Here is a 22098-nt window from a genome sequence, read left to right as displayed (position 1 = left end):
AGCTCGGAGATCACATCCATCGGCAACTTGCCCGCGACCTCATCGATCCAGTCGAACGAGCCACCGGCCAGCGCCGGTTCCAAATACGACAGCGTCAACTCCCGGATCCGCACTTCCATCTCCGCGACCCGCTTCGGCGTGAACCCCTTGAACACCAGTCGCCGCATCCGCATATGCCGCGGATCGTCCATCGCCAGAAACGACATCACCCGATGCGCGTGCGGCCCCCACGCCGCCGGATCCAACGACACTCCATTGGCACTCGACAAACGCACACTGTCCCGAAACGCCGCGACCACATCCGCGTGCCGCGACAACGCCCAGAAGCCCAAAGCCGCATTGTGATACAGCGGCGCCTCGTCTCGCAGCCGCCGATACGTCGGATACGGGTCCTCGTGAAACCCGTAGTCATACGGATCGAACGTCACCGGTTCCACCGCGGCGGTCATCGTCCACACTCCGAATCCGATAACACGTTCTCAACGGGAAGCGGCCCCGCTTCCACTCGGAGAGACACATAGCTGGACATGTGTCTGGACGGTACCACTGACAGATTTTCAGGACAATCCCGAACGAACGATCTCTTCGAAACCGCGACCCAGCGCCCCGGCGCACGACCCGCCGGAGCGGAAAACGAGAACGCGTTCTTGCAGGCCGTATACGATCGGACTACAGTCCGAACAACTGTCCATACCGCTCGGCCGCCGAGCCGCACCGGTGTCCCCCACCCGGCACGCGCGCCATCAGGAGCGCCGCCGATGCGCTTACCGGCGAAAGACCGAGCACCACACCGAACGACCCGACAAGACAGGGGTTCCCATGCGATTCGGCATCGTCCTGTTCACCAGCGACCGTGGCATCGCCCCCGCCCCGGCCGCCCGCGCAGCGGAGCAGGCGGGATTCGCCTCCTTCTACGTCCCCGAGCACACGCACATCCCGGTGGCGCGCAGCGCGGCGCATCCGCAGACCGGCGACGCGTCGCTACCCGACGACCGATACCTGCGCACGCTCGACCCCTGGGTGGCGCTGGCCATGGCAGCCGCCGTCACCGAACGCATCGAACTGGCCACCGCCGTCGCACTCCCGGTCGAGCACGACCCGATCACCCTGGCCAAGACGATCGCCTCACTCGACCACCTCAGCGGCGGACGGGTCCTGCTGGGCGCCGGATTCGGCTGGAACACCGACGAACTCGCCGATCACGGCGTGCCCGCGAACAAGCGGCGCACGGTGCTGCGCGAGTATCTGGCGGCGATGCGGGCACTGTGGAGCCAGGACGAGGCGAGCCACGACGGCGAGTATGTGAGCTTCGGGCCGAGCTGGGCCTGGCCGAAACCGGTGCGGCGCTCGGTGCCGGTGCTGATCGGCGCGGCGGGCACCGAACGCACGTTCCGGTGGATAGCCGAGTCCGCCGACGGCTGGATCACCACACCGGGGGAAACGGAGATCTCGGATCGACTCGCCCTGCTGCACGACATCTGGCAGCAGGCGGGGCGGACCGGACGTCCGCGCGTGGTCGCTCTCGACTACAAACCCGACGCCGCGCGCCTGGCCGAGTGGGAACACGGGGGCGTCACCGATGTGGTGTACGGCCTGCCGGACAAGGACGAGCCCGCGATCCTCGCCTACCTCGAGCGGTTGTCCGGCAAACTCGCGGACATCGGCCGGCCACTCGGCGTGGGATAACCAGTCGCGGTGCCCGCATCCCGTCGAACAATTTCATCGTGGCCGGAAACACAACGATTCCGCAGCGTGCACGTTGCTCGAACAGAATAACAACACTACCATCTAGACACATGTCCGAAAGCGATTCCAGAACTGTCGAGGCGACCCGGCGGCGCTTGTCCGGAAAACAGGCCGACACCGTCGAGAAGCTCACCAGGTCGGCGCTGGAAGTGCTTTCCCGGGAGGGGTTCGCCGGCATGACCATCCGAATGGTCGCCGCCAACGCGAAGGTCGGCACCGCCACCGCGTACACCTACTTCTCGTCCAAGGAACACCTGGTCGCGGAGATCTTCTGGCGCAGGCTCCGCGCGACGCCCTCGCCGGTGAGCGAGGACGCGGACGTCACCGTGCGCGTGATCGCCGAACTCCGCAGCATCGCGTTGCTCGTCGCCGACGAACCGGAATTGTCCGGCGCGGTCACCAGCGCGCTGCTCGGCCGCGATCCGGATGTCGAACATTTACGCGCGCGCATCGGTCTGGAAATTCGCGCCCGCCTGGCGCATGCGCTGTCCGGAAGTCCCGACGAGGATATTCTGAAATCGCTCGAATTACTCTACGCGGGCGCGCTGGTGCACGCCGGTATGGGCTACGAATCGTATTCCGACATCGCGGACCGCATCGAACGGTCCGCGATGCTCATCCTGAAGTGACGCAGCGCGTTTCGCGTCACTGCCCCGCCAGCCCCAGTTTCAGCGACGCCCCGCCGTCGACGAACATCTGCAAGCCGGTCACATAGCGCGACTCGTCGGAGGCCAGGAACGTGACCGCGTGGGAGATGTCCGATGCCTCGACGAAGGGAATCGGCATGGCCTGCATGAACGGAAAGGTGACCTCGGCGTCCTCCCGCGTCGGATGCTGCACGTCCGGACGGAAGATCTGGTACATGCCGGGGTTGTGCAGCATGTCGGTGTCGACGTTGGTCGGGTGCACCGCGTTGATCCGGATCGAGCTCGGCCCCAGCGTCAAGGCCAAAGTCTGCGTGTAGGAACGGATCATCTTCTTCGACAGACCGTAGCCGTCGCCGCCCGGGCCTTGCAGCGCCTGCTGGCCGTTGAATCCGGTCTGCGGCACCAAACCCGCCACCGAGCCGGTCACGATGATCGAGGCGCCCGCCCCCAGATGCGGCAGCGCGGCGTGCACGGTGTTCACCACGCCGACGAAGTTGACGTCGAAGACGTCGACGAATCCCTGCAGCGGCACGTGGTGGCCGAGCGGGCAGATCCCGGCGTTGGCCACCACCACATCCAAGCGCCCGAGTTCGGCGACGGCGGCCCCGATCGCCTCGTGCAGCGCGGGACGATCCCGCACGTCGACCTTCCGGGCCACCACCCTGCGGCCGGTCTTCGCGACCAAGTCCTCGGTCTCGGCGAGGTCCGCCTCGGTCGCCAGCGCGTAGTCGTTGCTGGCGATGTCGGCGCAGATGTCGAAGGCGATGATGTCGGCGCCCTCTTCGGCCAGAGCGAGCGCGTGACTGCGGCCCTGCCCCCGCCCCGCGCCGGTCACCAGGACGACTTTGCCGCTGACCCGATTCATGTTTCCTCCACCGTGCTCGTCACCGGTTTCCGATATCCCTGCGACACGCGCCGCGCGTCTATGGAATAGTAACCGGACATCTGTCTGGACGATACTACGGACAAAGGTATGGATCAATCACTCTTCACCGCAGCCGATTCGAGCGCCGCGCCCCGTTCCCGCCCGGCCGAGCGGGGCGTCCGATGACGCCGAACCGCCCGCGCAATCTCGATTCGCCGCTCGTCGGGGCCCTCATCAAGTACATGTCGAAGGCACAGGTCTGGGTCTTCCGCCGGACCGGAGGACGCATCGGCGGGCGATGGCGGATCGGCGCGGGCTTCCGGAAGCCGGTGCCGACCTTGCTGCTCGAGCATCGCGGCCGCAAATCGGGCAAGGTGTTCACCGTCCCGCTGCTGTATCTGGTGGACGGCGACGACCTGGTGGTCGTCGCCTCGCAAGGCGGGTTGCCGAACCATCCGCAGTGGTACTTCAACCTCTCGGCGCATCCCACCACCCGGGTGCAGGTAGGTGCCGAGCACCGCCGCGTTCGCGCCCGCGTGGCGACCCCGCAGGAGAGGAAGCGCCTGTGGCCCTTGCTCGTCGCCCTCTACGCGGACTTCGACGCCTACCAATCCTGGACGGAACGCGAGATACCGGTGCTGATTCTCCAGCCGGAGGACCAGGCGCACTGACCGCGCGCCCGGCGCGTCGAGTGGGGTCCGCACCCACACTCCCCCATGATGTTCAGCGTTCCCGGCGCGGCGGGGCTCGCCCGCCGCGGCAGTGCGACGCAATCGATCGACTCGACAGAGGATGGGAGAGCGTGTGGCGAAAATGGGTAGGCGGAAACGGTCCAGGCTGATCACCAGCGGAATGCTGCGGGAGAAGCGCCAGGCCGAAGAGCACGAAGCGCCCGCGGCACCGGAGGTCGTCGCGGACGAGGCCGAGGCGGTTTTCGCGCTCGATCTCGACGCGCTCGCCGCGCGCGTGCGCGCGCGGCGGCGGGAGATGAAGTGGACCCAGGCGGACGTGGCGGGCAACGGCGGCCCGCCGGCCAAGGTGATCAGCGAGATCGAGCGGTCCCGCAATCCGCGGCCCAGCGCCGAGGTGCTCGACCGGCTCGACGCGGCACTCGATTGGCCCCCCGGCACCAGCGCGACGATCCTGGGCGAGGAGCAGGCGAGCGAACTCGCCGCAGCGCGCTGATCGCCCGAGGCGAAACCCGGCCGGTCGGAGAATTTTTCGATATCTCCGACCGGCCGAGCCGGAACGCTCATAGGTAGCTGCACGCGCTGCTAGGCTGCTCAGCGACCTAGACGACTGCTCTTGCGCCGCCGGAGTGCGCGGGTCCGGCCGTGCTGGACGCAGGTGTGAACCCGATGAAGGAATGGACGAATCATGCAACTCCGCGGCATCACTGCGGCAGCGATACTCGCCATCGGCTCGCTGACCATCGGCTCCGGCGTCGCTCACGCCGAGCCGGCTCCCGACATCACCTACTCGGCCAGGATCGTCGAACAGACGGTGGTCGCCGCGCTCCGGGGCGGAACCTTCGAATTGTCCAAAGCGCTGCGCGATCAGCCCGCCGGCGAGGAGAACGCTCGACTAACCGAGCGCGACGGGGTGCTCGTCGACCACACCGGGGCCCCCGCGGACATCGCTCGAGTGATCGACGTGGTCGACATCCGCGACGAGGACGGCCACGTCGCCATGACGTTGCCGCTGGACTTCCGGATCGCGGGCACCGCCATTCCCGTGCATCCCGAAGTGAAGAAGGACAGCACGGTGCTGGAGCTGAAGCCGACCAGGCCGGAAGGCATGGCCCCCGCCGAAACGCTGGTCGCCAAACCGGTCGCGTCCATGACCGAGAACCAGCGTGCCCGTGACGAATTCGCCAGCCAGTTCGGACTCGCCACCGCCATCGGCGGTTTCATCGGCACCGCCATCGGCGCCACGATCGGCTGCCTGGTCACCATCCCCGTCGGGTGCGTGGCCGGTCTGCTGACCGGCGCGAGCCTCGGCGGCATCCTCGGAACCATCGCGGTCGGCGGACCGACCCTGGTCGTGGCGGGTGTCGACCTGCTCACCACGCTGCAAGCAGCCGAGGGCACCACCCGCTTCGCGGACAAGCCCGTCCAGGTCACACCCGCACCGCCCAAGTGACCGCGTCTCGGCGGCGACCACGCCGCCGGGACGAGACCTCCGACGACCGCGCCGCTACAGCGGCGCGGTCGTCGTGTTCGAGCGGCCCACGCGCTCATCGTTGATCTGGTGATAGGCGCGCCCCAGATCGTCGAGCGCTCGCTCCCATCTGGCATCCGCGTCGTGGCCGCGCGGGTTGCGGCTGAGCAGCAGCAGTGTCTCGGCCGCGTCCGTCGACCGCGCGGCGGCGTCCAACAGGACCGGCACCGGCTCCACGGTGGTGCCCGCCGCCAGCGCGCCGATCCGGTCGTGCAGCCAGTGCGCGTCGAAACGCACCTGCTCCGTGGGGTTCTCGCCGTTCACCGGGAAGGTGCTCACCGCGGCGGCCTTGGCGGCCTCCTCCTCGTCCATCGTCGTGGTGACGATCTGACGCAGTTCACTGCTCGCGATCCGGTGTAGCAAACCGATCAGTAGGACCCGTTCGGCGTCCGGACCGCGCAGACCCGTGCCACCCAACCACCCGCCGACCTCGTCCGGGTCGACGCGCAGAATCGACAGAACCGCTCGTAACTGCGCAATCGTTACCACTTCGTCCGCCCCTCCTCATCGTCGCGGCCCCACCATCACACCTCGGCGACAGCCTGCCAAACCCGAGGCGCGTTAACCGTCCGGTAGCCCTTTTGCCGATCCGGCGTGTCTCCGCTCTGCGGCCCAGGTCACCTCGAACCGCAGGATAAACCGGGGGCCTACTTGGGTACTCCAGAATTCATGAGAGCGATACCGGCGCGGGTCACTGGTGACACGACCACGTCCGCAGTGCGCGAGTCCGAACACGGCGGTGCGATCGCGAGCACGAAATGGCGACGTATCAGGGAGGTGATCGCCACCCGAACCGTCGCCGATGCCACGCGAGAAGTGTCGATCGAGGTGGGCAAACCGCAGATGGCACCGGGCGCCACCGGCGTGGTGTGCGGATTCCGCATCCAGGGCATCGGCGAGCGATGGGCGCACGGCCCCGACTCCATCGCCGCGCTGTACCGCGCTTTCCAGGAGATCGCTCAGGAGCTGCGGCAAGCCAACAGCCACGGCGCGCACTTCGCGGTGACCGAACCGTGCGATCCGGGCTTCCCCGCCGCCCCCACGCGCCCTTCGTGCGCCGCCACGACGGCGGAGCACGAGTCGCAAGCTCTGATCGCGGCCCGTACGCTGCGCGATGCCGACAGCTCGTTGTCGATCATCATCGGCAGGCCGTACCTCGCGGCCGACCGGCGCGAGCATCTGTGCCGGTTCCACATCAGCGAGCAGGGTGCGTCGCTCGCCAGCGGCGTCGACGAGATCCAGGCGCTGCACACCGCGATCAGCATGATCAGCGAACGCCTCGAGCTGCCGCAGGATTGGCCGGTCAGCCGCCTGTCCTGAGCCCCAGACGCACAATCCGCGGCGAACCGCCCAGCCGGTCCGGATTCGGCATCGAATCACCGGTTGGTGGATCGTCGTTCGACCGGCGTGGGTAGCCCGCGCCATGAGCAGTCCGGCACGCCCGTCGCCGACCTTCCCCACGTCCTGATCCAGACCGTGGCGGAGTCGCGGCGTCGCCAGGAGGGAACTGCCCATGGAATTCATCTCGCCGGTCGACGCCCTGTTCCTCATCGCGGAATCACGCGAGCACCCGATGCACGTCGGTTCGTTGTCGATCTTCGATCCCGCGGACGGCACCGGACCCGAGTTCGCCCGGCGCGCGCACGCGACGCTGGCGGCCGACCAGGACTTCCACCCCATGTTCCGCAAGCGCCCTGCTCGCCTCCTCGGCACTCCGCAGCTGGCCTGGACCGTGGACAGCGCCGTCGAACTGGACTACCACGTCCAACGGTGGGCGCTGCCGGAATCAGGTGGCCTGGACGCCCTCACCGAGATGGCCGCCGGCCTGCACAGCACCCTGCTCGACCGGCACCGGCCGCTGTGGGAGGCGCACTTGATCGAAGGGCTCGCCGGCGACCGGGTCGGGTTGTACGCGAAGATGCACCACGCGCTCATCGACGGCGTCGGCGCGCAACGCCTGTTACAGCGCACGCTCAGCACCGATCCCGAGTCCGGCGCCGCGCTGGTGCCCTGGCATCTGCCGCCGTCCTCGGGGCACCGGGAGCACGCACCGCGCGGGCACACCCTCGGGAGCCGCGCGCGTGCGCTGTTCGCCGCGGCGGGCTCGGCCTCTTCGGCGCTGCGCCTGGCCCGCACCGCGCTGGTCGAGCAACAGCTGACGCTGCCCTTCGCCGCACCGCGCACCATGTTCAACGTCCCGATCGGCGGAGCCCGCCGCTGTGCCGCCCGCTCGTGGCCGCTGGACCGGATCCGCCAGGTCAAGAAGATGACCGGCACCACGCTCAACGATGTGGTGCTGGCCATGTCGGCGGGCGCGCTGCGCACCTATCTGCTCGAACACCTCGCCCTGCCGGCCAAGCCGCTGATCGCCATGGTTCCGGTCTCGCTGCGCCCCGAATCCGACGACGGGGGCAGCGGGGGCAACGCGGTGGCGGCGCTGCTGTGCAATCTCGCCACCGACCTGCCCGACCCGGCCGCGCGGCTGGCGGCGATCAGCTCGTCGATGCACCGCAGCAAGGAGATCTATCGCACGCTCTCCCCAGTGCAGGCGGTCTCGCTCTCCGCGCTGACCCTCAGTCCGCTCGCCCTGTCGCTGCTGCTCCCTGCCACGGTCGCGCTGACCAGCCCGCCGTTCAACATCGTCATCTCCAACATCCCGGGGCCGCGCGAACCCCAGTACTGGAACAGCGCGCGCGTCGCCGCCAGCTATCCGCTGTCGATTCCCCTGGACGGGCAGGCGGTGAACATCACCCTCACCAGCAATGCCGACAGCCTGGACATCGGCATCGTCGCCTGCCGCCGCAGCGTGCCGGACGTGGCCAGGCTGCTCGACCACCTGGAATCCGCGTTGACCGATCTGGAGGACACCGTCTACTGACCGGACCCCCAGTGGCGAGCCGACACAGCGGCCGGGCGGCCGGATCGCCGCTCGGAGGTCAGGACGAACTCGCCGTCCCGAGCCCGTTGATCGACGGCGGCAGCTCCGGCTTCGCCGCACCGGGGCCGGCCAGCAGGCGCTTGAGGATCTTGCCGGTGTCGCCGCGCGGCAGCGCCGAGAGGAAGGTGACATCACGCGGGACCGAGAAGCGGCTCAAGCGGTTGCGGATGTAGGTGCGGACCATGTCCGAATCGAGCCCCGACCCTTCGCGTTTGACCACGAAGGCCACCAGCCGCTGCCCGAATTCGTGGTCCGGCACACCGACCACCGCGACGTCGCTGACCTGCGGCAAGTGCGCGAGCGCCTCTTCGACGGGGCGCGGGAAGACGTTCTCGCCGCCGGAGATGATCATCTCGTCGTCCCGGCCCGCGATGAACAACCGGCCCGAGGCGTCCAGATAGCCCAGATCGCCGGTGTCGAGCATGCCGTGCGCCTCGTCCGGCGGCGCCGAGTTGACGTAACCGTCGAACAGCATGTGATTGCCGACGAAGATGTGCCCGGTGGCGCCGATCGGCAACCTGCGGTGGTCCGGCCCGAGCACGGCGACCTTGGTGCCCAGCGGGGGGCGCCCGGCCGTGGTCGGCGAGGTGTGCAGGTCATCGGGGGTCGCGATGGTCGCCCACGACACCTCGGTGGAACCGTAGACGTTGTAGAGGACGTCGCCGTATGCCTCCATGAATCGCTCGACGGTCGCGCCCGCCAGCGGCGCGCCGCAGCTGATCATGTGCCGCAGGCTGGAGGTGTCGTAGCGGGCGCGCACGTGCGCGGGCAGATCGAGGATGCGCTGCACCATGGTCGGCACGACGATCACCGTGTTGACCCGGTGCTCGGCGATGCTGCGCAGGCAGTCCTCCGCGTCGAACCGTCCCGTCAGCACCACGGTCGCGCGCAGCGCGGTGCTCAGCTGTAGCCCGGCCAGCCCCCAGGTGTGGAACAGCGGCGCCGGGATCAGCATGGTCTCGTTCATCTGCATGGGGATGCGCGACAACAGGGCCGCGATGGACCCGAAGCCCTTCGGGTGCGGCCTGCGCGCGCCCTTCGGCGTCCCGCTGGTCCCCGACGTGAGCACGATGAGCCGCCCCGGCTGGGCGGGCGTGCGGAAGGTGGTGTGCCCCTCGGCCACGAGTTGATCCACGGTTGTCCGCTCGGGCACCGGGGGCCGTTCGTCGGTGTTGTAGCGCGGGATGTCGGCGTGCAGGTAGCGCACCAACTCCTCCAGGTCGCCGTCGACGAACAGCGCCGAAAGCCGGTCGCGCTGGACGATCTCCTCGATGGTGCGGCCCGCCAGCCCGGCGTTCAGCAGTGCGACGTCCACACCGAGTTTTCCCGCGGCGACCATGCATTCGACCATCGCCGCGTGATTGCGCGCCAGCAGTCCGATGGCGTCGCCGGGGCCGAGACCGTGCGCGGCCATCGCGCCTGCCAGCGCATTGGTCCGCTCGTGCATGTCGGCGAAGGAGCGGGTGCCGTGGTCGTCGATGATCGCGACCCGGTCCGGGGCGTACGCCGCGCCCGCCGCGTATCCGCCCGCCAGGTTGAAACCCCACTTCGCCAGTGAACGCAGCTGTTTGAAGCTGCGATCGAGACGAACCGGCAGCACGACCCCGCTGGCCACCATCTGCCGCGCGACGCCCGCGTTGCGCCGGATCGGCGAATCCTCCCCGTTGACCACCAGGGAGGTCCGCGCGCCCTTGGCGACGTCGGCCACCCGCTTCAGTCCGCTCTTGGTCCAGTCCGCGATCGCCACATTGGACAGCTCCGCCACGCGGGGGTGCACGCGGCTGGGGGCGAAATAGGTGACCGTGACCTTGGTGCGCTCCTCGTCGCCGTGCAGTCGCACCGACGCGAAGCTGCCCAGCGCGGCGTACTGCATCTCGAAGCTCTCGTACCAGCGGCCCACGCTGATTCGGATCTGGTGGGTGCGGATACCGGACTCGTAGGTGCCGACGCGCATCTGCCAGACCACGTTCCCGTCGGCCGACTGGATCTGCTCACACGCGCCGATACCGGTGAACATGCGCGGATACGTCTGCGGTTCGAGCAGCAGGTCCCAGACGGTCTTGCGGGCGATAGCGAATTCGGCGACTACATCGATGACGTCGGTAACCAACTTGTGCACTTCTCGTCGGCCGGTTCGAAGAACTTCGGGTCGGCGGGTAGCTCCTTTGTAACGTCAGTCACAGGTAAGGTCAAGTAGCTCGGGCCTCGCCACCACTACCAGCGACACGCAGGAAATACCCTGCGATTGCCCAGCATTCACCTGAGGCTGGGAACCGGCCCAAATCCCTCGCGCGACGCCTGTGAATGAACCCAACGATCACCGAAACTCCCGTCCGGCGGCGACGGCCGATCCTAACGTCGCAGATGCCTGCTCGGCAGGACCGCCCGCTGGCTGGAGAGATTATGGACCACAACCCCGCACGACGCATCGCGCACTCCCGCGCCGAGGAGATCCTCGACTTCTTCGGCAAATGCCGAGCGTGCGGCTATCCCGCTTACGCGGAGAGCACCACGCTGCACTACGACAACGGCGATATGGAGACCAAAGTCATCGCCGGCTGCGCTTTGCCGTGCGGCTGGACGGGCGAGGTGTCCGCCACCCCGATGACCGGCTCGGCCGCCCGCCCCCGCACGTAGGGAAGTCAGGCCGCGCGCGCGGCGAGTTCGTCGGAACCGAGCGCGCGCTTGCGCAGCTCGCCCAGGATCCGGGCGAGGATGCGCGAGACCTGCATCTGGGACACGCCCAGCTCTTGCGCGATCTGCGTCTGGGTCCGGCACTCGAAGAAGCGCATGATCAGCACCTGCCGATCGCGCGGCGGCAGGTCGGCGATCAGGGGACGCACCGCCATCGCCTGCTCCAGCAGGTCGTAGCACGGCTCCTCGGCGCCGAGCGTGTCGGCGAGCGCCTGCGGGGCGCCGTCGCCGTCCTCGCGGCCACCGGCATCCAGCGAGTTGGTCTGGTAGGCGTTGCTCGCGATGAGCGCCTGGGTGACCTCGCCGAGTTCGACGTCCAATTCCTCGGCGATCTCCCGCGCCGTCGGCATCCGCCCGAGGCGGTGCGACAAGGTCTCGGTGGCCGGGCCGATGCGCAGCTGAATCTCCTTGAGCCTGCGCGGAACTCGCAAGGACCACGTGTTGTCCCGGAAGTGCCTGCGCACCTCGCCCATGATGGTGGGGACCGCGAAGCCGAGGAAGGAACTGCCGCGGGAGACGTCGAAGCGGTCCACCGCGAGCACCAGCCCGACCCGGGCGATCTGCAGCAGGTCCTCGTAGGACTCACCGCGGCCGGAGAACTTGCGGGCGATGTGTTCGGCGAGCGGAAGACACCGTCGCGTCACCTCCTCGCGCAGCGCGGCGCGATGCGGATCGCCCTCCTCCATCGAGGCCATCTTCTCGAACCACGGCTCGATGTTGTCGTAGCTGTCCCCTGCGCGCTTACGGCCCGTCGTGCCATTCCCGTCGGTCGTGAACTCACGTGTCATCAAATGGTCCTCGTTCCCAACTGAATTCGATAACGGTCGGATACCCGCCGATCTCGGAATCAAAAGGGTCACGAGAAATCGACAGCGAACTGGTGAGCATGCGCACGAGTTCCCAGCTCAACGGATCGCCTTCGGGCACCTCGTCACCGAACGCGGCGACGGAATCGACGCGCACACTCATCCGGTCCGCGCCGTAGGTGAACGCGCAGCCGAGCACCGAGCCGGGCGCGGCGCCCACCAGCAGCATGGTGGCCGCCTCGTTGATCGCCAGGCGGATGTCCGCGGCCGCGTCGAACGGAACGTCGGCGACCAGGCAGACGGTGTCCGTCATCGCACGGATCAGGGCCAGGTGTCGCGCGTCGGCGGGGATCCGCACCGCGACCGTGGTGGTCTCGGTTGCGGGCGCGCCGAACGCGCATGTGATCACCCGCATCAGACCGTGGCGAGCTGCGCTTGCCACATCCAGTGCAACTGCTCCAGTCGCGCCGCGATCGCCAGGAACAGATCCTGGGTTACCGGATCGGCCTTCTCGGTGGCCGCGATCCGCTCACGCAGCCGCTTGATCACGGCGGCGAGGTTGCCGACGATCGTGTCGATGATGTCGGTGTCCTGCTGCCATCCCGCACCGATACCGATCGCACCGGAATCCTTGGCCACTGTTCCCGCGCGACCGTCCGGGCTGATCCCGACGGCGGTGGCGCGTTCCGCGGCCGCGTCCGTGAAGTCCCGTGCCACGGTCACCAATTCGTCCAGCGCGAGGTGCACCGACCGGAAGTTCGAGCCGACCACGTTCCAGTGCGCCTGCTTGGCGATCAGCGACAGGTCGATCAGGTCGACCACCGTGTCCTGCAGGGTCTCGCCCGCGATGCGCTGCTGCTCCGGGTCCAAGGTACTGGTGATGGGTTGGGACATCGTTCTGAACCTTTCTGCCGTTCATCCGGGTCATCGACGGTCTACCCAGTCATGCCGCGATAAACCTCCCGGTAGGTCCAGCGGAAGGGAAACGGGGTGGACGCCCCGGCGCCCTCGAGGGGTCTCCGGCGGCCTTCGGTTGGTGATCCGCGGCGCGGCGGCCGGATTGTCGGTGGCGTCGATCTCGGCGCGGCCGACCGCTCGGTCGTCGTCGACCCGCCCGTGCCGCGCAACGCTCTCACCGCGCGGATGCGCACGGATGGCCCAAGCGCGACGGGATCGCACCGACGTTGCGCGGGAAGTGGAACAACACGGGGGCGGATGGCCGACGCAGGTGGACGGCGCCACGGGCCGGACTCGCTGCCGCCGACTTTGCCGCACCGACCGCACACGGCCGGTCCGCAACCGCGCTGCACTATGGTGTGATCCACACAACACGGGGAGGTGGGTGATGGCGGAGCGGACCGCGACGCCCTTACGGGCGGCGACCTTGACGGAGTTCGCCGGTCGCGTCTCGACACCGACCTACGATCGATCCCGGATCTCGACCGGCATAGCGCATTTCGGGGTCGGCGGGTTCCATCGAGCACACCAGGCGATGTACGTCGACCGCCTGCTCGAACGCGGACTCGGGCAGGACTGGGGCATCTGCGGTGTCGGCGTACTGCCCGGTGACCGCCGGATGCGCGATGTGCTGCGGGCGCAGGACGGCTTGTACACGTTGTCGACGGTCGCGCCGGACGGCGCCTGGACCACGCGCGCGATCGGCTCCCTCGTCGAGTACCGGTACGCGCCCGATGATCCCGAGGCCGCCGTGGCGAAGCTCACCGATCCGGTCACCCGGATCGTCTCGCTCACCATCACCGAGGGCGGCTACCACATCGCGGCGGCCACCGGCGAATTCGACGCCGACGACCCCGGCATCCGCGCCGATCTCGCCGGGAGCGCCCCGCCAGCCACCGTTTTCGGGCTCGTCACCGAAGCGCTGGCGCGGCGCCGATCAGCGGGTCTCGCGCCGTTCACCGTGCTGTCCTGCGACAACATCGAGGGCAACGGCGACGTCGCGCGCCGGATGTTCGGCGCGTTCGCCGCCCTGCGCGATCCCGGGCTCGGATCCTGGGTGGCGGAGCAGGTGCGCTTCCCGAATTCGATGGTGGACCGGATCACCCCGGTGACCCCCGCCGGGGCGACCGGCGAGGTCGAGCGGCGGTACGGACTCATCGACCGCTGGCCGGTGGTGACCGAGCCGTTCGCGCAGTGGGTACTGGAGGATTCGTTCGGACTCGGCCGCCCGGCCTTCGAGGAAGTCGGGGTGCAGGTCGTCGACGACGTCACCCCGTACGAGCTGATGAAACTGCGGTTGCTGAACGCGAGCCACCAAGCGCTGTGCTATTTCGGATATCTGAGCGGCTACCGGCTCGTCCACGAAGCCGCACAGGATCCGGACTTCCGGCGCTTCTTGCTGCGCTACATGGACGCCGAGGCGACGCCGACGTTGCGACCGGTGCCCGGGGTCGACTTGGACGCCTACAAGCGCACGCTGCTGGACAGGTTCGCCAACCCCGCGATCGGCGACACCATCGCCCGGCTGTGCGCGGAATCCTCCGACCGGATCCCGAAGTGGCTGCTGCCGGTGGTCCGGGCGCAGCTCGCCACCGGCGGCGAGATCGACTGCGCGGCGGCGGTCGTCGCGAGCTGGGCGCGCTACGCCGAGGGTGTCGACGAGCACGGGGCGAAGATCGAGATCGTGGACCGGCTGCGTGACCGGCTGACTCCCCTCGCGCGGCGCCAACGCCGACAGCCCACCGCCTTCCTCGGCGAGCGGTCGCTGTTCGGCGACCTGATCGACCATCCCCGGTTCGTGACCGCGTATCTGGCCGCGCTGGACAGCCTGCGCACCAGAGGCGCCCACGCCACCGTCGAGGAACTGGCCCGCTAGCGTGGGGTGACGCGGGCGACCGCCCGGCAGTCGGCGCCGACCGCGAACCAGACATCGAGGCTGGAGTCGGTGCACCGGGCCACGAGTTCGACGTCCTCGCCCGATCGCACCGGCTTGCCGTACTCGACCACCACGCGGTGCGGGCCGGACTTGAGTTCGGTGTGATCGGCGAGCACTTCCTCGAGCGCGGTGAGGTAGACCGCGTTGTTCATGTGGTCGAGCAGATCGATGTCGGTCGCTCGCAGCGGAAAACGCCTGCACTCGACGCCGGGCTCCCCTGCGGCGGGCATGGGGTCGGTGAGTTCGGCTTTCCAGCGCAGCCGATGCTCGGTCGTGCAGGCCAGCATGGGTGCGAGGAACCGGTCGCTCATCCGGGCGGGGACCCCCGATTCGGTGCCGAAATGGATCAGGAAGCTCTCGGTCTCCACCAGCCCGCCCGCGCTGCCGCAGATCTGGACCCGCATCGCGCACCACCGGGTGGATGTCGCCGATGGCCAGCGCCGCAGGGTCGCCGCCTCACCGAACGCGAGCGGCTTCAGCGCGTCGACCACCGTCCTGCGGATCACCCACAGCCGATGGATGTCGCCGTCCTCCAGGACATCGAGATGGTCGTAGCCGACGTCCTGCAGGTAGCGCGCGACACCGTCGAGCCGCAGCCGCTGGTCGCGATCGGTGTCGGCGAGACGCACCGGCCATCCCGTCTCGAACGGAGTCAGGACGGCCGGTGGTTCCGGCAGCACGCTGGGGATAGCCATAAGCGGATGATGCCAGCCATTTGCCGCAATCGCACCGCTACGCGCGGATCGTCATCGACCCGAGAAGATAAAGTCTCCCATTAGGTAACTTTACCCGAGGCGTGCTGCCGAAATTGATCGCTAATAGTTAGCTCGACTGCTCTCTACTTCTTGCGATCCCGCTTCTCCCGCACCCGCACCGAGATACGCACCGGCGAGCCGTCGAAGCCGAACTCCTCGCGCAACCTGCGTTCCAGGAAGCGCCGGTAGCCCGCTTCCAGGAAGCCGGTGCTGAACAGCACGAACGTCGGCGGCCGGGTGGTCGCCTGGGTGGCGAACAGCACACGGGGCAGCCTGCCGCCGCGCATCGGCGGCGGGGTCGCGGCGATCACTTCCTTCAGCCAGGTGTTGAGCCTGCCCGTCGAGATGCGCTTGTCCCAGGACTCGAGTGCGGTCTCCATGGCGGGCACCAGCTTCTGCACCGCGCGGCCGGTGTGCGCGGAGATGTTCACCCGCTGTGCCCACGGCACCCGGACCAGATCGCGGTCGACCTCGCGGTCCAGTTGCAGACGGCGATCCTCGTCCACCAGGTCCCACTTGTTGAACGCCAGCACCAGCGCCCGCCCGGAATCGGCGACCATGCTGATCACCCGCAGATCCTGCTCGGTGACCGGCTGCGAGGCGTCGACCAGCATGATCGCCACCTCCGACGCCTCCAGTGCCGACTTGGTGCGCAGCGAGGCGTAGAACTCGGTGCCGCTGGCATTGCTCACCTTGCGGCGCAACCCGGCGGTATCGATGAATTTCCAGATCTTGCCGCCCAACTCGACCAGGGAGTCGACCGGGTCGACCGTGGTGCCCGCGACATCGTGCACCACCGAACGCTCGTCGCCGGCCAGCTTGTTCAGCAGGCTCGACTTGCCGACGTTCGGCTTGCCGACCAGCGCAACACGACGCGGACCGACACCGCCAGTCCCTTCGCGCGGCGTCTCGGGGAGCACCGCGAGCACGTCGTCGAGCAGGTCGCCGGTGCCGCGGCCGTGCGCGGCGCTGACCATGCGCGGCTCGCCGAGCCCGAGCGACCACAGCGCCGCCGCTTCCGCTTCCACCCGCTCGTCGTCGACCTTGTTGGCGACCAAGATGACCGGGACGGCGGAGCGGCGCAGTTTCCGCACCGCGGCCTCGTCGGTCGCGGTGGCGCCCACGACGGCGTCGACCACGAGCAGGATCGCGTCGGCGCTCTGCATGGCCAGTTCGGCCTGGCGGGCCACCGATTGCTGCAGCCCCTTCGCGTCGGGCTCCCAGCCACCGGTGTCCTGCACGAGAAAACGGCGGCCCGCCCAATTCGCCTCGTAGGACACGCGGTCGCGGGTCACGCCGGGAATGTCTTCCACGACCGCCTCGCGACGGCCGAGAATCCGGTTCACCAGCGTCGATTTGCCCACATTCGGGCGGCCGACCACCGCGAGCGTCGGCATCGCGACGTGCGCTCGGTCCTCGAATTCGCCCTCGAGTTCGGCCAGCTCCCAGTCGGCCTCGTCGCTCCAGACGCCGTCGCCGGCGAGCACATCCTCGTTCATCGGTCACCTCCGGTCCGGTACGCCGAGACCTGCTGCGCGACAACGCGATACAGCTCGTCGATGACCTCGTCCATGGACAGTTCGCTGGTGTCGACGCCCACCGCGTCCTCGGCCGGGCGCAGCGGGGACACCTTGCGGGTCGAGTCGAGGGTGTCGCGGCGCTGCACGTCGGCGAGCACGGCCGCGTAGTCGTCGCCCCGGCCCTCGGCGATGTTCTGCTGATTGCGCCGGTGCGCCCGCGCCTCGGCGGACGCGGTCAGGTAGATCTTGGCGTCCGCGTCGGGCAGCACGACGGTGCCGATGTCGCGGCCCTCCACCACGATCCGCCCCGCGGCCGCCGTGATGTCGCGCTGCATGGCGACGAGCAGGTCACGCACCTCGGGCACGGCGGACACCGCGGACACGGCCTTCGTGACGGCGTCGCCGCGAATCTCCGAGCGCACGTCCTCCCCGTCGAGCTCGATCACCTCGCGGCTGGGATCGGTGCCGATGGACAGCGGCAGTTCCTTGACCGCGGCGGCGATGGCGGCGGTGTCGGTCAGCTCGATGCCCGCGCGCAGCACGCGCAGCGTCGCCACCCGGTACATCGCGCCGGTATCGAGGTAGCGGGCGCCGAGGCGGGTGGCCAGGCGCCGCGAGACGCTCGACTTCCCGGTGCCCGACGGCCCGTCCATGGCGACCACCAGCGGGCTCGTACCGGCCAGCCGCGCCGGCGCCTGCACCGGGATCTCCACACCGTTCACAACGACACCGCCTCGTAGAGTTTGCCGATCTCATCGCGGCCGAGCACCCGCAACGTGCCGGGCCGTTGGTCGCCGAGCGCGACCGGGCCGATATTCGTGCGGACCAGCCGGACGACCGGATGGCCCACCGCGTCGAGCAGGCGGCGCACGATGTGCTTGCGCCCCTCGTGCAACACGATCTTCACCAGGGAACGTCCTTCCCCCAGCTCGAGCACCTGGAAGCGGTCGACCTTCGCGGGGCCGTCCTCCAGTTCGACGCCTTCCTTCAACCGCTTGCCGACCGCGCGGTTGTTCACCTCACCCTGCACCGTGGCCAGGTAGGTCTTCGACACCTCGAAGGACGGGTGCATGAGCCGGTGCGCCAGATCGCCGTCGTTGGTGAGCAGCAGCAGGCCCTCGGTGTCGGCATCCAGCCTTCCGACATGGAACAGGCGCTGACCAGCGGCGATCCGCTCCGCCACGATGTCGCCGACGCAGGGGCGCCCCATATCGTCGGACATGGTGGACTGCCAGCCCTTGGGCTTGTTCAGCGCGACGTGCACCAGTTCTTCGCGCACCACCACGCGGGTGCCGTCGACGCGCACCACGGCGTGCTGCGGGTCGATGCGCAGGCCCTGCTCGCGCACGATCATGCCGTCGACCTCGACGCGGCCCTGCGCGATCATCTCCTCGGCGGCCCGCCGCGACGCGACGCCCGCCTTGGCGAGGACCTTCTGCAACCGCTCCCCCTCGCCCCAGGGGAGTTTGGCGTGGCCGCCGGACGCGTCGGGCTCCACGTTCTGGTGGCGCGCGGGCTTGGCGTTGCTCAGCAGCGGCGGCGCTGTGACCTGCCGCTGCGGCTTGGGCTTCTTCTTGCCGGCCGGGGCCGGGTGTCGCTGCGGGCTCGGGGCCTGCGCCGATCCCCGCTGGGCGGATCCGCGGCCCGCGCCCGCCTGCTGGGCGCCACGGGCGCTCGTGCCCCGTTGGGCCGAGCGGGCGTCGCGCGAACCCGAGTTGCGGCTCGCGCCGCCCCGTTCGGGCTGTGCGCCGCGTTTCCTACGATCCGGTGTGCCATCTCGGCGAGCGGGCGTATTCATGATGTCCTGTCACTCTGCGGTACCGAGGTCCAAATCGGCCTCGGCGGGTTTCCTCAACCTGGTGTAACGGGGGTCCGTCTCCAGGCTCTCGTTGATCTCATCGATCAGGTCGACGCCCGGAAGCAGGGGCGCCAGTGGCGGCAGGTCGCTCAGCGAAGCGAGCCCGATCCGTTCCAGGAACAGCTCGGTGGTGCGATACAGCGTTCCGTTGGTCTCCGGGTCGACGCCTGCCTCGGCGATCAAGCCCCTGGCCAGCAGGGTGCGCATCACCCCGTCGACGTTCACGCCACGCACCGCGCTGACCCTGGTCCTGGTCACCGGCTGACGGTATGCCACCACCGCCAGTGTTTCCAACGCCGCCCGGGTCAGCTTCGATCGGGAGCCGTCGAGCAGCATCCGTTCCACATACGGCGCGTACTCGCTGCGAGTATAGAAGCGCCAGCCGTCACCGACGAAACGCAGATCTATCCCGCTGGACCGCGCCGACAGCTCGGCGGACATCGCACGCAGGGTGTGCTCGACCCGCTGCGGGCTGTCGCCGAGGGCGGCCGCGAGCTGGTCCACCGGCACGGGAGCGTCGACGACCAGCAGCATGGCCTCCAGCGCCGAACGCAGATCGGCGTCCTCCAGCGGCTCGGGGGTGAGTTCCACCACTGCCTCACTCACGACTGCCCCTCGCCGCGGTCCGGGCGCGGTCGCGCGCTGTGCTCGCTCACCCGTAGTCCTCCTCGATTGTCACGGTGTCCGTCTGTTGCGCGGCCTCGTCGCCGATCCAGCTGACCGCCAAGGGACCGAGCGGATCGGGCTGGTCGAACTCGATCGTCTTGCCGCGATACAGCTCGAGCAGCGCCAGGAAGCGGGCGACGATCTGCACCGGGAGCTCGCAGTCCGCGACCAGCTCGCCGAAGGAGGTCCACGCACCCGCACCACGCTGTTTGAGCCGCTCCAGCACCAGTGCCGCCTGCTCGGCCACCGAAATCGCGTGCGTGTGCAAGTGGTCGAGCCCGACCTTGGGTACCGGACGGGGCCGGAAGGCCGCCGCGGCGATCTCGGCGAACTCGGCCGCCCCGACTCCCAGCCTAACCTCGGGCAGCAGGCCCGCGTAGCGCTCCTCCAGGCCGACCGCGCGTGGATACCGGCGCAGCGCGGCCGCCTCCAGCTCACCGAGCAGTTCGGCGACCTGCTTGAACGCGCGGTATTGCAGCAGCCGGGCGAACAGCAGGTCGCGCGCCTCGAGCAGCTCGAGGTCCTCGGCGTCGGTCATCTCCCCGGACGGCAGCAGCCGCGCCGCCTTCAGATCGAGCAACGTGGCGGCGACGACCAGGAATTCGGTGGTCTGATCCAAGATCTTGTCCGCGCGCAACGTGTTCTGCCGCGCCATGCTCGCGGTCAGCGCCTTGGTGTAGGCGATGAACTCGTCGGTGACCTTGTGCAACGCCACCTCGGTGACGTCCAGCTTGCGCGAGCTGATCAGGGTCAGCAGCAGGTCGAACGGCCCTTCGAAGTTGCTCAGCCGCAGATGGAACCCGGACGCCTGCGGCTCGTCCGCCTGCGCCTCCTTCCCCTGCCGCGTGTCCGGCTCGGAGCCGGGTGTGGCCGAAGCAGCACCGGGCGCGTCGGGCACGGAGCCGGACACCTCTGGGCCGGAGGGGGATACCTCAGGCCCGGGACCGCGTGTCCGCGGGTCGGAGCCGGATGCCTCCAGGCCGGACGGGGACACCTCAGCCACCGGACCGCGTGTCTGCCGGTCGGAGCCGGATACCTCCGACACAGGACGGAGTGCGTCCACCCCTGCATCGACCACCTCTGCCCGTGGTCCGACCAGCTCCGGCGCAGAGTCCGGCATGGGCGCGTCGGCGGGCCGGGCGGCACTCGCCGCGGCGACCTCCTGCGCGACCGCCTCGGTGCGCTGCGTGCCCGGTTCGTCCGCACTGTCCCGGGAAGGTGGGGCGTCGTGGTCCGGTTCCGGAGCGGTCGGTCCGGCGACGGCCGGGTTCGGGCGGGCGGGCGCCGCGTCCCGGCCCGCCGCGATGAACGCGGCTGCCGCGTTACCGAGCGCGGGTGCGTTCCCCGGAGCGTTCGGGTCCGGCCCGGCGGTATCGGGCTCGCGGTCGTCCGGTGTGGAGGTCGATCCGGCCGAGGAAGACCCCTGGCCGGACGGGTTGTGGTGGGACGCAGACGAGGGGTCGGAGCGGCCGCTCACCGGCCGGATCGGTGGATGACTTCCCGGGCCATCGACCGATACGCTTCGGCGCCACTCGATTTCGGCGCCCATGTGGTGATGGGCTCGCCCGCGACACTGGCGTCCGGGAAACGGACGGTGCGCGCGATGGCGGTGTCGTAGACCAGCTCACCGAACACCTCGACGACGCGCGCCATGACCTGGCGCGAATGCAGCAGTCGAGAGTCGAACATGGTGACCACTATTCCGTACAGGCTCAACCGCGGGTTCAGCCGGTCCCGCACCTTCTCGACGGTGTCGTTGAGCAGCGCGAGCCCGCGCAGCGAGAAGTACTCGCACTCCATCGGGATGATCACGCCGTCCGAGCAGGCCAGGGCGTTGACCGTGAGCAGGCCCAGCGAAGGCTGGCAGTCGATGAGGATGTAGTCGTAGCGGTTGCGCACCGGCTCCAGCGCGCGGCCGAGCGATTGCTCCCGGCCCACCTCGTTGACGAGCTGGATCTCCGCGGCGGAGAGGTCGATGTTGCTCGGCAGCAGGTCCATGTTCGGGACCCGCGTCTGCATCAGCACGTCATCGATGGACACCTTGGAACCGATGAGCAGGTCGTGCACGGTCGAGTCGAGATCGTGGTGGGCGACGCCGAGACCGGCCGACAGCGCGCCCTGCGGGTCCAGGTCGACGAGCAGCACCCGGCGACCGTATTCGGCCAGCGCGGCACCGAGATTGATGGTGGAGGTGGTCTTGCCGACCCCGCCCTTCTGGTTGCACATGGCCACGATCAGCGCGTCACCGTGCTCGCCGACCGGCGGCGGGTCCGGCACCAGCCGCAACGGTCGTCCGGTCGGGCCGAGCGTCGCGTCCTCGGGGACCGGCTCGACTCCGTGGCCCCACAGCGTTTCCGCTGCGGCGTCCGAGTACGGACCCGGTCGCGAGCCCGTAAGCGGCTCCGCCCCAGCACCCATCGGCGGCTCTGCCGCTCCGGCTGTCGTCACGATCCGCTGCTCCTTATACGTTCCTGCCCGTTGCCTCGCCGA

22 protein-coding genes and 1 pseudogene are annotated in these 22098 nt (G+C 69.0%); 9 read left to right on the top strand and 14 right to left on the bottom strand.

Going from position 1 to position 22098, the window contains the following annotated elements:
- Positions 1–449 (bottom strand): annotated as a pseudogene (locus NG1_RS31930) (cytochrome P450); the annotation flags it as partial.
- A 370-nt stretch (positions 450–819) separates the two neighbouring features.
- Here NG1_RS31930 and NG1_RS31925 point away from each other — a divergent pair.
- Both NG1_RS31925 and NG1_RS31920 read left to right on the top strand, forming a co-directional pair.
- Entirely contained in the window at positions 820–1686 is an 867-nt protein-coding gene (locus tag NG1_RS31925) for an LLM class F420-dependent oxidoreductase (RefSeq protein WP_062977132.1), read from the top strand.
- Between the two features lie 110 nt (positions 1687–1796).
- A complete protein-coding gene (locus NG1_RS31920) occupies positions 1797–2375 on the top strand; it encodes a TetR/AcrR family transcriptional regulator (protein ID WP_062977129.1) in 579 nt (192 codons plus the stop codon).
- A gap of 16 nt (positions 2376–2391) precedes the next feature.
- Here NG1_RS31920 and NG1_RS31915 read toward each other — a convergent pair whose 3' ends face one another.
- Positions 2392–3258 carry a mycofactocin-coupled SDR family oxidoreductase gene (locus NG1_RS31915; RefSeq protein ID WP_062977127.1) on the bottom strand — a complete coding sequence of 289 codons (867 nt, stop codon included), beginning with the start codon at positions 3256–3258 and terminating at the stop codon, positions 2392–2394.
- A 182-nt stretch (positions 3259–3440) separates the two neighbouring features.
- Between NG1_RS31915 and NG1_RS31910 the strand changes: the two genes are divergently transcribed.
- From NG1_RS31910 to NG1_RS31900, 3 genes are all read left to right on the top strand, one after another.
- A complete protein-coding gene (locus tag NG1_RS31910) occupies positions 3441–3929 on the top strand; it encodes a nitroreductase family deazaflavin-dependent oxidoreductase (RefSeq protein WP_062977125.1) in 489 nt (162 codons plus the stop codon).
- Between the two features lie 181 nt (positions 3930–4110).
- On the top strand, positions 4111–4443 hold the full coding sequence (locus NG1_RS31905; protein WP_168434256.1) for a helix-turn-helix domain-containing protein: 333 nt from the start codon (positions 4111–4113) through the stop codon (positions 4441–4443).
- A gap of 192 nt (positions 4444–4635) precedes the next feature.
- On the top strand, positions 4636–5400 hold the full coding sequence (locus tag NG1_RS31900; protein WP_063910495.1) for a DUF8020 domain-containing protein: 765 nt from the start codon (positions 4636–4638) through the stop codon (positions 5398–5400).
- A 54-nt stretch (positions 5401–5454) separates the two neighbouring features.
- Here NG1_RS31900 and NG1_RS31895 read toward each other — a convergent pair whose 3' ends face one another.
- A complete protein-coding gene (locus NG1_RS31895; RefSeq protein ID WP_062977121.1) occupies positions 5455–5967 on the bottom strand; it encodes a hypothetical protein in 513 nt (170 codons plus the stop codon).
- Positions 5968–6147: 180 nt separating this feature from the next.
- Between NG1_RS31895 and NG1_RS31890 the strand changes: the two genes are divergently transcribed.
- Together NG1_RS31890 and NG1_RS31885 are read left to right on the top strand one after the other, a co-directional pair.
- Positions 6148–6798 (top strand): DUF6968 family protein, encoded by a 651-nt coding sequence (locus NG1_RS31890; protein ID WP_157114363.1) that lies wholly within the window; start codon positions 6148–6150, stop codon positions 6796–6798.
- A 193-nt stretch (positions 6799–6991) separates the two neighbouring features.
- A complete protein-coding gene (locus NG1_RS31885) occupies positions 6992–8356 on the top strand; it encodes a WS/DGAT/MGAT family O-acyltransferase (protein ID WP_062977117.1) in 1365 nt (454 codons plus the stop codon).
- Between the two features lie 58 nt (positions 8357–8414).
- On the opposite strand, the gene NG1_RS31880 is transcribed toward NG1_RS31885, so the two are convergent.
- Entirely contained in the window at positions 8415–10526 is a 2112-nt protein-coding gene (locus NG1_RS31880; RefSeq protein ID WP_062977142.1) for an AMP-binding protein, read from the bottom strand.
- A 293-nt stretch (positions 10527–10819) separates the two neighbouring features.
- Between NG1_RS31880 and NG1_RS31875 the strand changes: the two genes are divergently transcribed.
- Positions 10820–11053, top strand: coding sequence for a hypothetical protein (locus tag NG1_RS31875; RefSeq protein ID WP_062977115.1), 234 nt, complete (start codon positions 10820–10822; stop codon positions 11051–11053).
- 5 nt (positions 11054–11058) lie between these two features.
- On the opposite strand, the gene NG1_RS31870 is transcribed toward NG1_RS31875, so the two are convergent.
- From NG1_RS31870 to NG1_RS31860, 3 genes are read right to left on the bottom strand one after another with little or no spacing between them, the layout of a single operon-like run.
- Complete coding sequence (locus NG1_RS31870) at positions 11059–11898, bottom strand: RNA polymerase sigma factor SigF (protein WP_062977114.1); 840 nt, start codon at positions 11896–11898, stop codon at positions 11059–11061.
- Positions 11888–12331, bottom strand: a complete 444-nt coding sequence (locus tag NG1_RS31865) for an ATP-binding protein (RefSeq protein ID WP_062977112.1) — start codon at positions 12329–12331, stop codon at positions 11888–11890. The genes NG1_RS31870 and NG1_RS31865 overlap by 11 nt, the downstream gene beginning before the upstream one ends.
- Positions 12331–12810: a Dps family protein gene (locus tag NG1_RS31860; RefSeq protein ID WP_062977110.1), complete on the bottom strand. Its 480-nt coding sequence runs from the start codon at positions 12808–12810 to the stop codon at positions 12331–12333. The genes NG1_RS31865 and NG1_RS31860 overlap by 1 nt, the downstream gene beginning before the upstream one ends.
- 451 nt (positions 12811–13261) lie before the next feature.
- Between NG1_RS31860 and NG1_RS31855 the strand changes: the two genes are divergently transcribed.
- Positions 13262–14749 carry a mannitol dehydrogenase family protein gene (locus NG1_RS31855; RefSeq protein ID WP_062977108.1) on the top strand — a complete coding sequence of 496 codons (1488 nt, stop codon included), beginning with the start codon at positions 13262–13264 and terminating at the stop codon, positions 14747–14749.
- On the opposite strand, the gene NG1_RS31850 is transcribed toward NG1_RS31855, so the two are convergent.
- The 7 genes from NG1_RS31850 to NG1_RS31820 all read right to left on the bottom strand — a co-directional run bounded on the left by NG1_RS31850 (position 14746) and on the right by NG1_RS31820 (position 22026).
- The gene (locus NG1_RS31850) at positions 14746–15504 is read right to left on the bottom strand and encodes an acyl-[acyl-carrier-protein] thioesterase (RefSeq protein ID WP_062977106.1); all 759 of its coding nucleotides are present in this window, start codon (positions 15502–15504) and stop codon (positions 14746–14748) included. The genes NG1_RS31855 and NG1_RS31850 overlap by 4 nt on opposite strands.
- Positions 15505–15647: 143 nt before the next feature.
- Entirely contained in the window at positions 15648–17063 is a 1416-nt protein-coding gene (gene der / locus NG1_RS31845; RefSeq protein ID WP_062977103.1) for a ribosome biogenesis GTPase Der, read from the bottom strand.
- Entirely contained in the window at positions 17060–17737 is a 678-nt protein-coding gene (gene cmk / locus NG1_RS31840) for a (d)CMP kinase (protein ID WP_062977138.1), read from the bottom strand. Before cmk ends, der begins: the two co-directional genes overlap by 4 nt.
- A 65-nt stretch (positions 17738–17802) precedes the next feature.
- Positions 17803–18882 carry a pseudouridine synthase gene (locus NG1_RS31835; protein ID WP_084499349.1) on the bottom strand — a complete coding sequence of 360 codons (1080 nt, stop codon included), beginning with the start codon at positions 18880–18882 and terminating at the stop codon, positions 17803–17805.
- 9 nt (positions 18883–18891) lie between these two features.
- Positions 18892–19548, bottom strand: coding sequence for an SMC-Scp complex subunit ScpB (scpB, locus tag NG1_RS31830; RefSeq protein ID WP_062977101.1), 657 nt, complete (start codon positions 19546–19548; stop codon positions 18892–18894).
- A 46-nt stretch (positions 19549–19594) separates the two neighbouring features.
- A complete protein-coding gene (locus tag NG1_RS31825; RefSeq protein WP_040866193.1) occupies positions 19595–20401 on the bottom strand; it encodes a segregation and condensation protein A in 807 nt (268 codons plus the stop codon).
- 680 nt (positions 20402–21081) lie between these two features.
- A complete protein-coding gene (locus NG1_RS31820; protein WP_040866172.1) occupies positions 21082–22026 on the bottom strand; it encodes a ParA family protein in 945 nt (314 codons plus the stop codon).
- Between the last annotated feature and the right edge of the window lie 72 nt (positions 22027–22098).

This window comes from Nocardia gamkensis NBRC 108242, from assembly GCF_001612985.1.
Classification (GTDB): Bacteria; Actinomycetota; Actinomycetes; order Mycobacteriales; family Mycobacteriaceae; genus Nocardia; species Nocardia gamkensis.
The sequence above is the reverse complement of the archived record's forward strand: the minus strand, read 5'-3'. Positions and strand labels throughout refer to the sequence as shown.

What these genes read in the sequence shown, in the direction of transcription:
- NG1_RS31865 (WP_062977112.1), bottom strand. Translation starts at nt 12,331, where the DNA reads ATGCGGGTGATCACATGCGCGTTCGGCGCGCCCGCAACCGAGACCACC.
- NG1_RS31925 (WP_062977132.1), top strand. Translation starts at nt 820, where the DNA reads ATGCGATTCGGCATCGTCCTGTTCACCAGCGACCGTGGCATCGCCCCC.
- NG1_RS31860 (WP_062977110.1), bottom strand. Translation starts at nt 12,810, where the DNA reads ATGTCCCAACCCATCACCAGTACCTTGGACCCGGAGCAGCAGCGCATC.
- NG1_RS31915 (WP_062977127.1), bottom strand. Translation starts at nt 3,258, where the DNA reads ATGAATCGGGTCAGCGGCAAAGTCGTCCTGGTGACCGGCGCGGGGCGG.
- NG1_RS31875 (WP_062977115.1), top strand. Translation starts at nt 10,820, where the DNA reads ATGGACCACAACCCCGCACGACGCATCGCGCACTCCCGCGCCGAGGAG.
- cmk (WP_062977138.1), bottom strand. Translation starts at nt 17,737, where the DNA reads ATGGACGGGCCGTCGGGCACCGGGAAGTCGAGCGTCTCGCGGCGCCTG.
- NG1_RS31870 (WP_062977114.1), bottom strand. Translation starts at nt 11,898, where the DNA reads ATGACACGTGAGTTCACGACCGACGGGAATGGCACGACGGGCCGTAAG.
- NG1_RS31885 (WP_062977117.1), top strand. Translation starts at nt 6,992, where the DNA reads ATGGAATTCATCTCGCCGGTCGACGCCCTGTTCCTCATCGCGGAATCA.
- NG1_RS31850 (WP_062977106.1), bottom strand. Translation starts at nt 15,504, where the DNA reads ATGGCTATCCCCAGCGTGCTGCCGGAACCACCGGCCGTCCTGACTCCG.
- NG1_RS31900 (WP_063910495.1), top strand. Translation starts at nt 4,636, where the DNA reads ATGCAACTCCGCGGCATCACTGCGGCAGCGATACTCGCCATCGGCTCG.
- NG1_RS31835 (WP_084499349.1), bottom strand. Translation starts at nt 18,882, where the DNA reads ATGAATACGCCCGCTCGCCGAGATGGCACACCGGATCGTAGGAAACGC.
- NG1_RS31820 (WP_040866172.1), bottom strand. Translation starts at nt 22,026, where the DNA reads ATGGGTGCTGGGGCGGAGCCGCTTACGGGCTCGCGACCGGGTCCGTAC.
- NG1_RS31890 (WP_157114363.1), top strand. Translation starts at nt 6,148, where the DNA reads ATGAGAGCGATACCGGCGCGGGTCACTGGTGACACGACCACGTCCGCA.
- NG1_RS31905 (WP_168434256.1), top strand. Translation starts at nt 4,111, where the DNA reads ATGCTGCGGGAGAAGCGCCAGGCCGAAGAGCACGAAGCGCCCGCGGCA.
- NG1_RS31920 (WP_062977129.1), top strand. Translation starts at nt 1,797, where the DNA reads ATGTCCGAAAGCGATTCCAGAACTGTCGAGGCGACCCGGCGGCGCTTG.
- NG1_RS31855 (WP_062977108.1), top strand. Translation starts at nt 13,262, where the DNA reads ATGGCGGAGCGGACCGCGACGCCCTTACGGGCGGCGACCTTGACGGAG.
- NG1_RS31910 (WP_062977125.1), top strand. Translation starts at nt 3,441, where the DNA reads ATGACGCCGAACCGCCCGCGCAATCTCGATTCGCCGCTCGTCGGGGCC.
- der (WP_062977103.1), bottom strand. Translation starts at nt 17,063, where the DNA reads ATGAACGAGGATGTGCTCGCCGGCGACGGCGTCTGGAGCGACGAGGCC.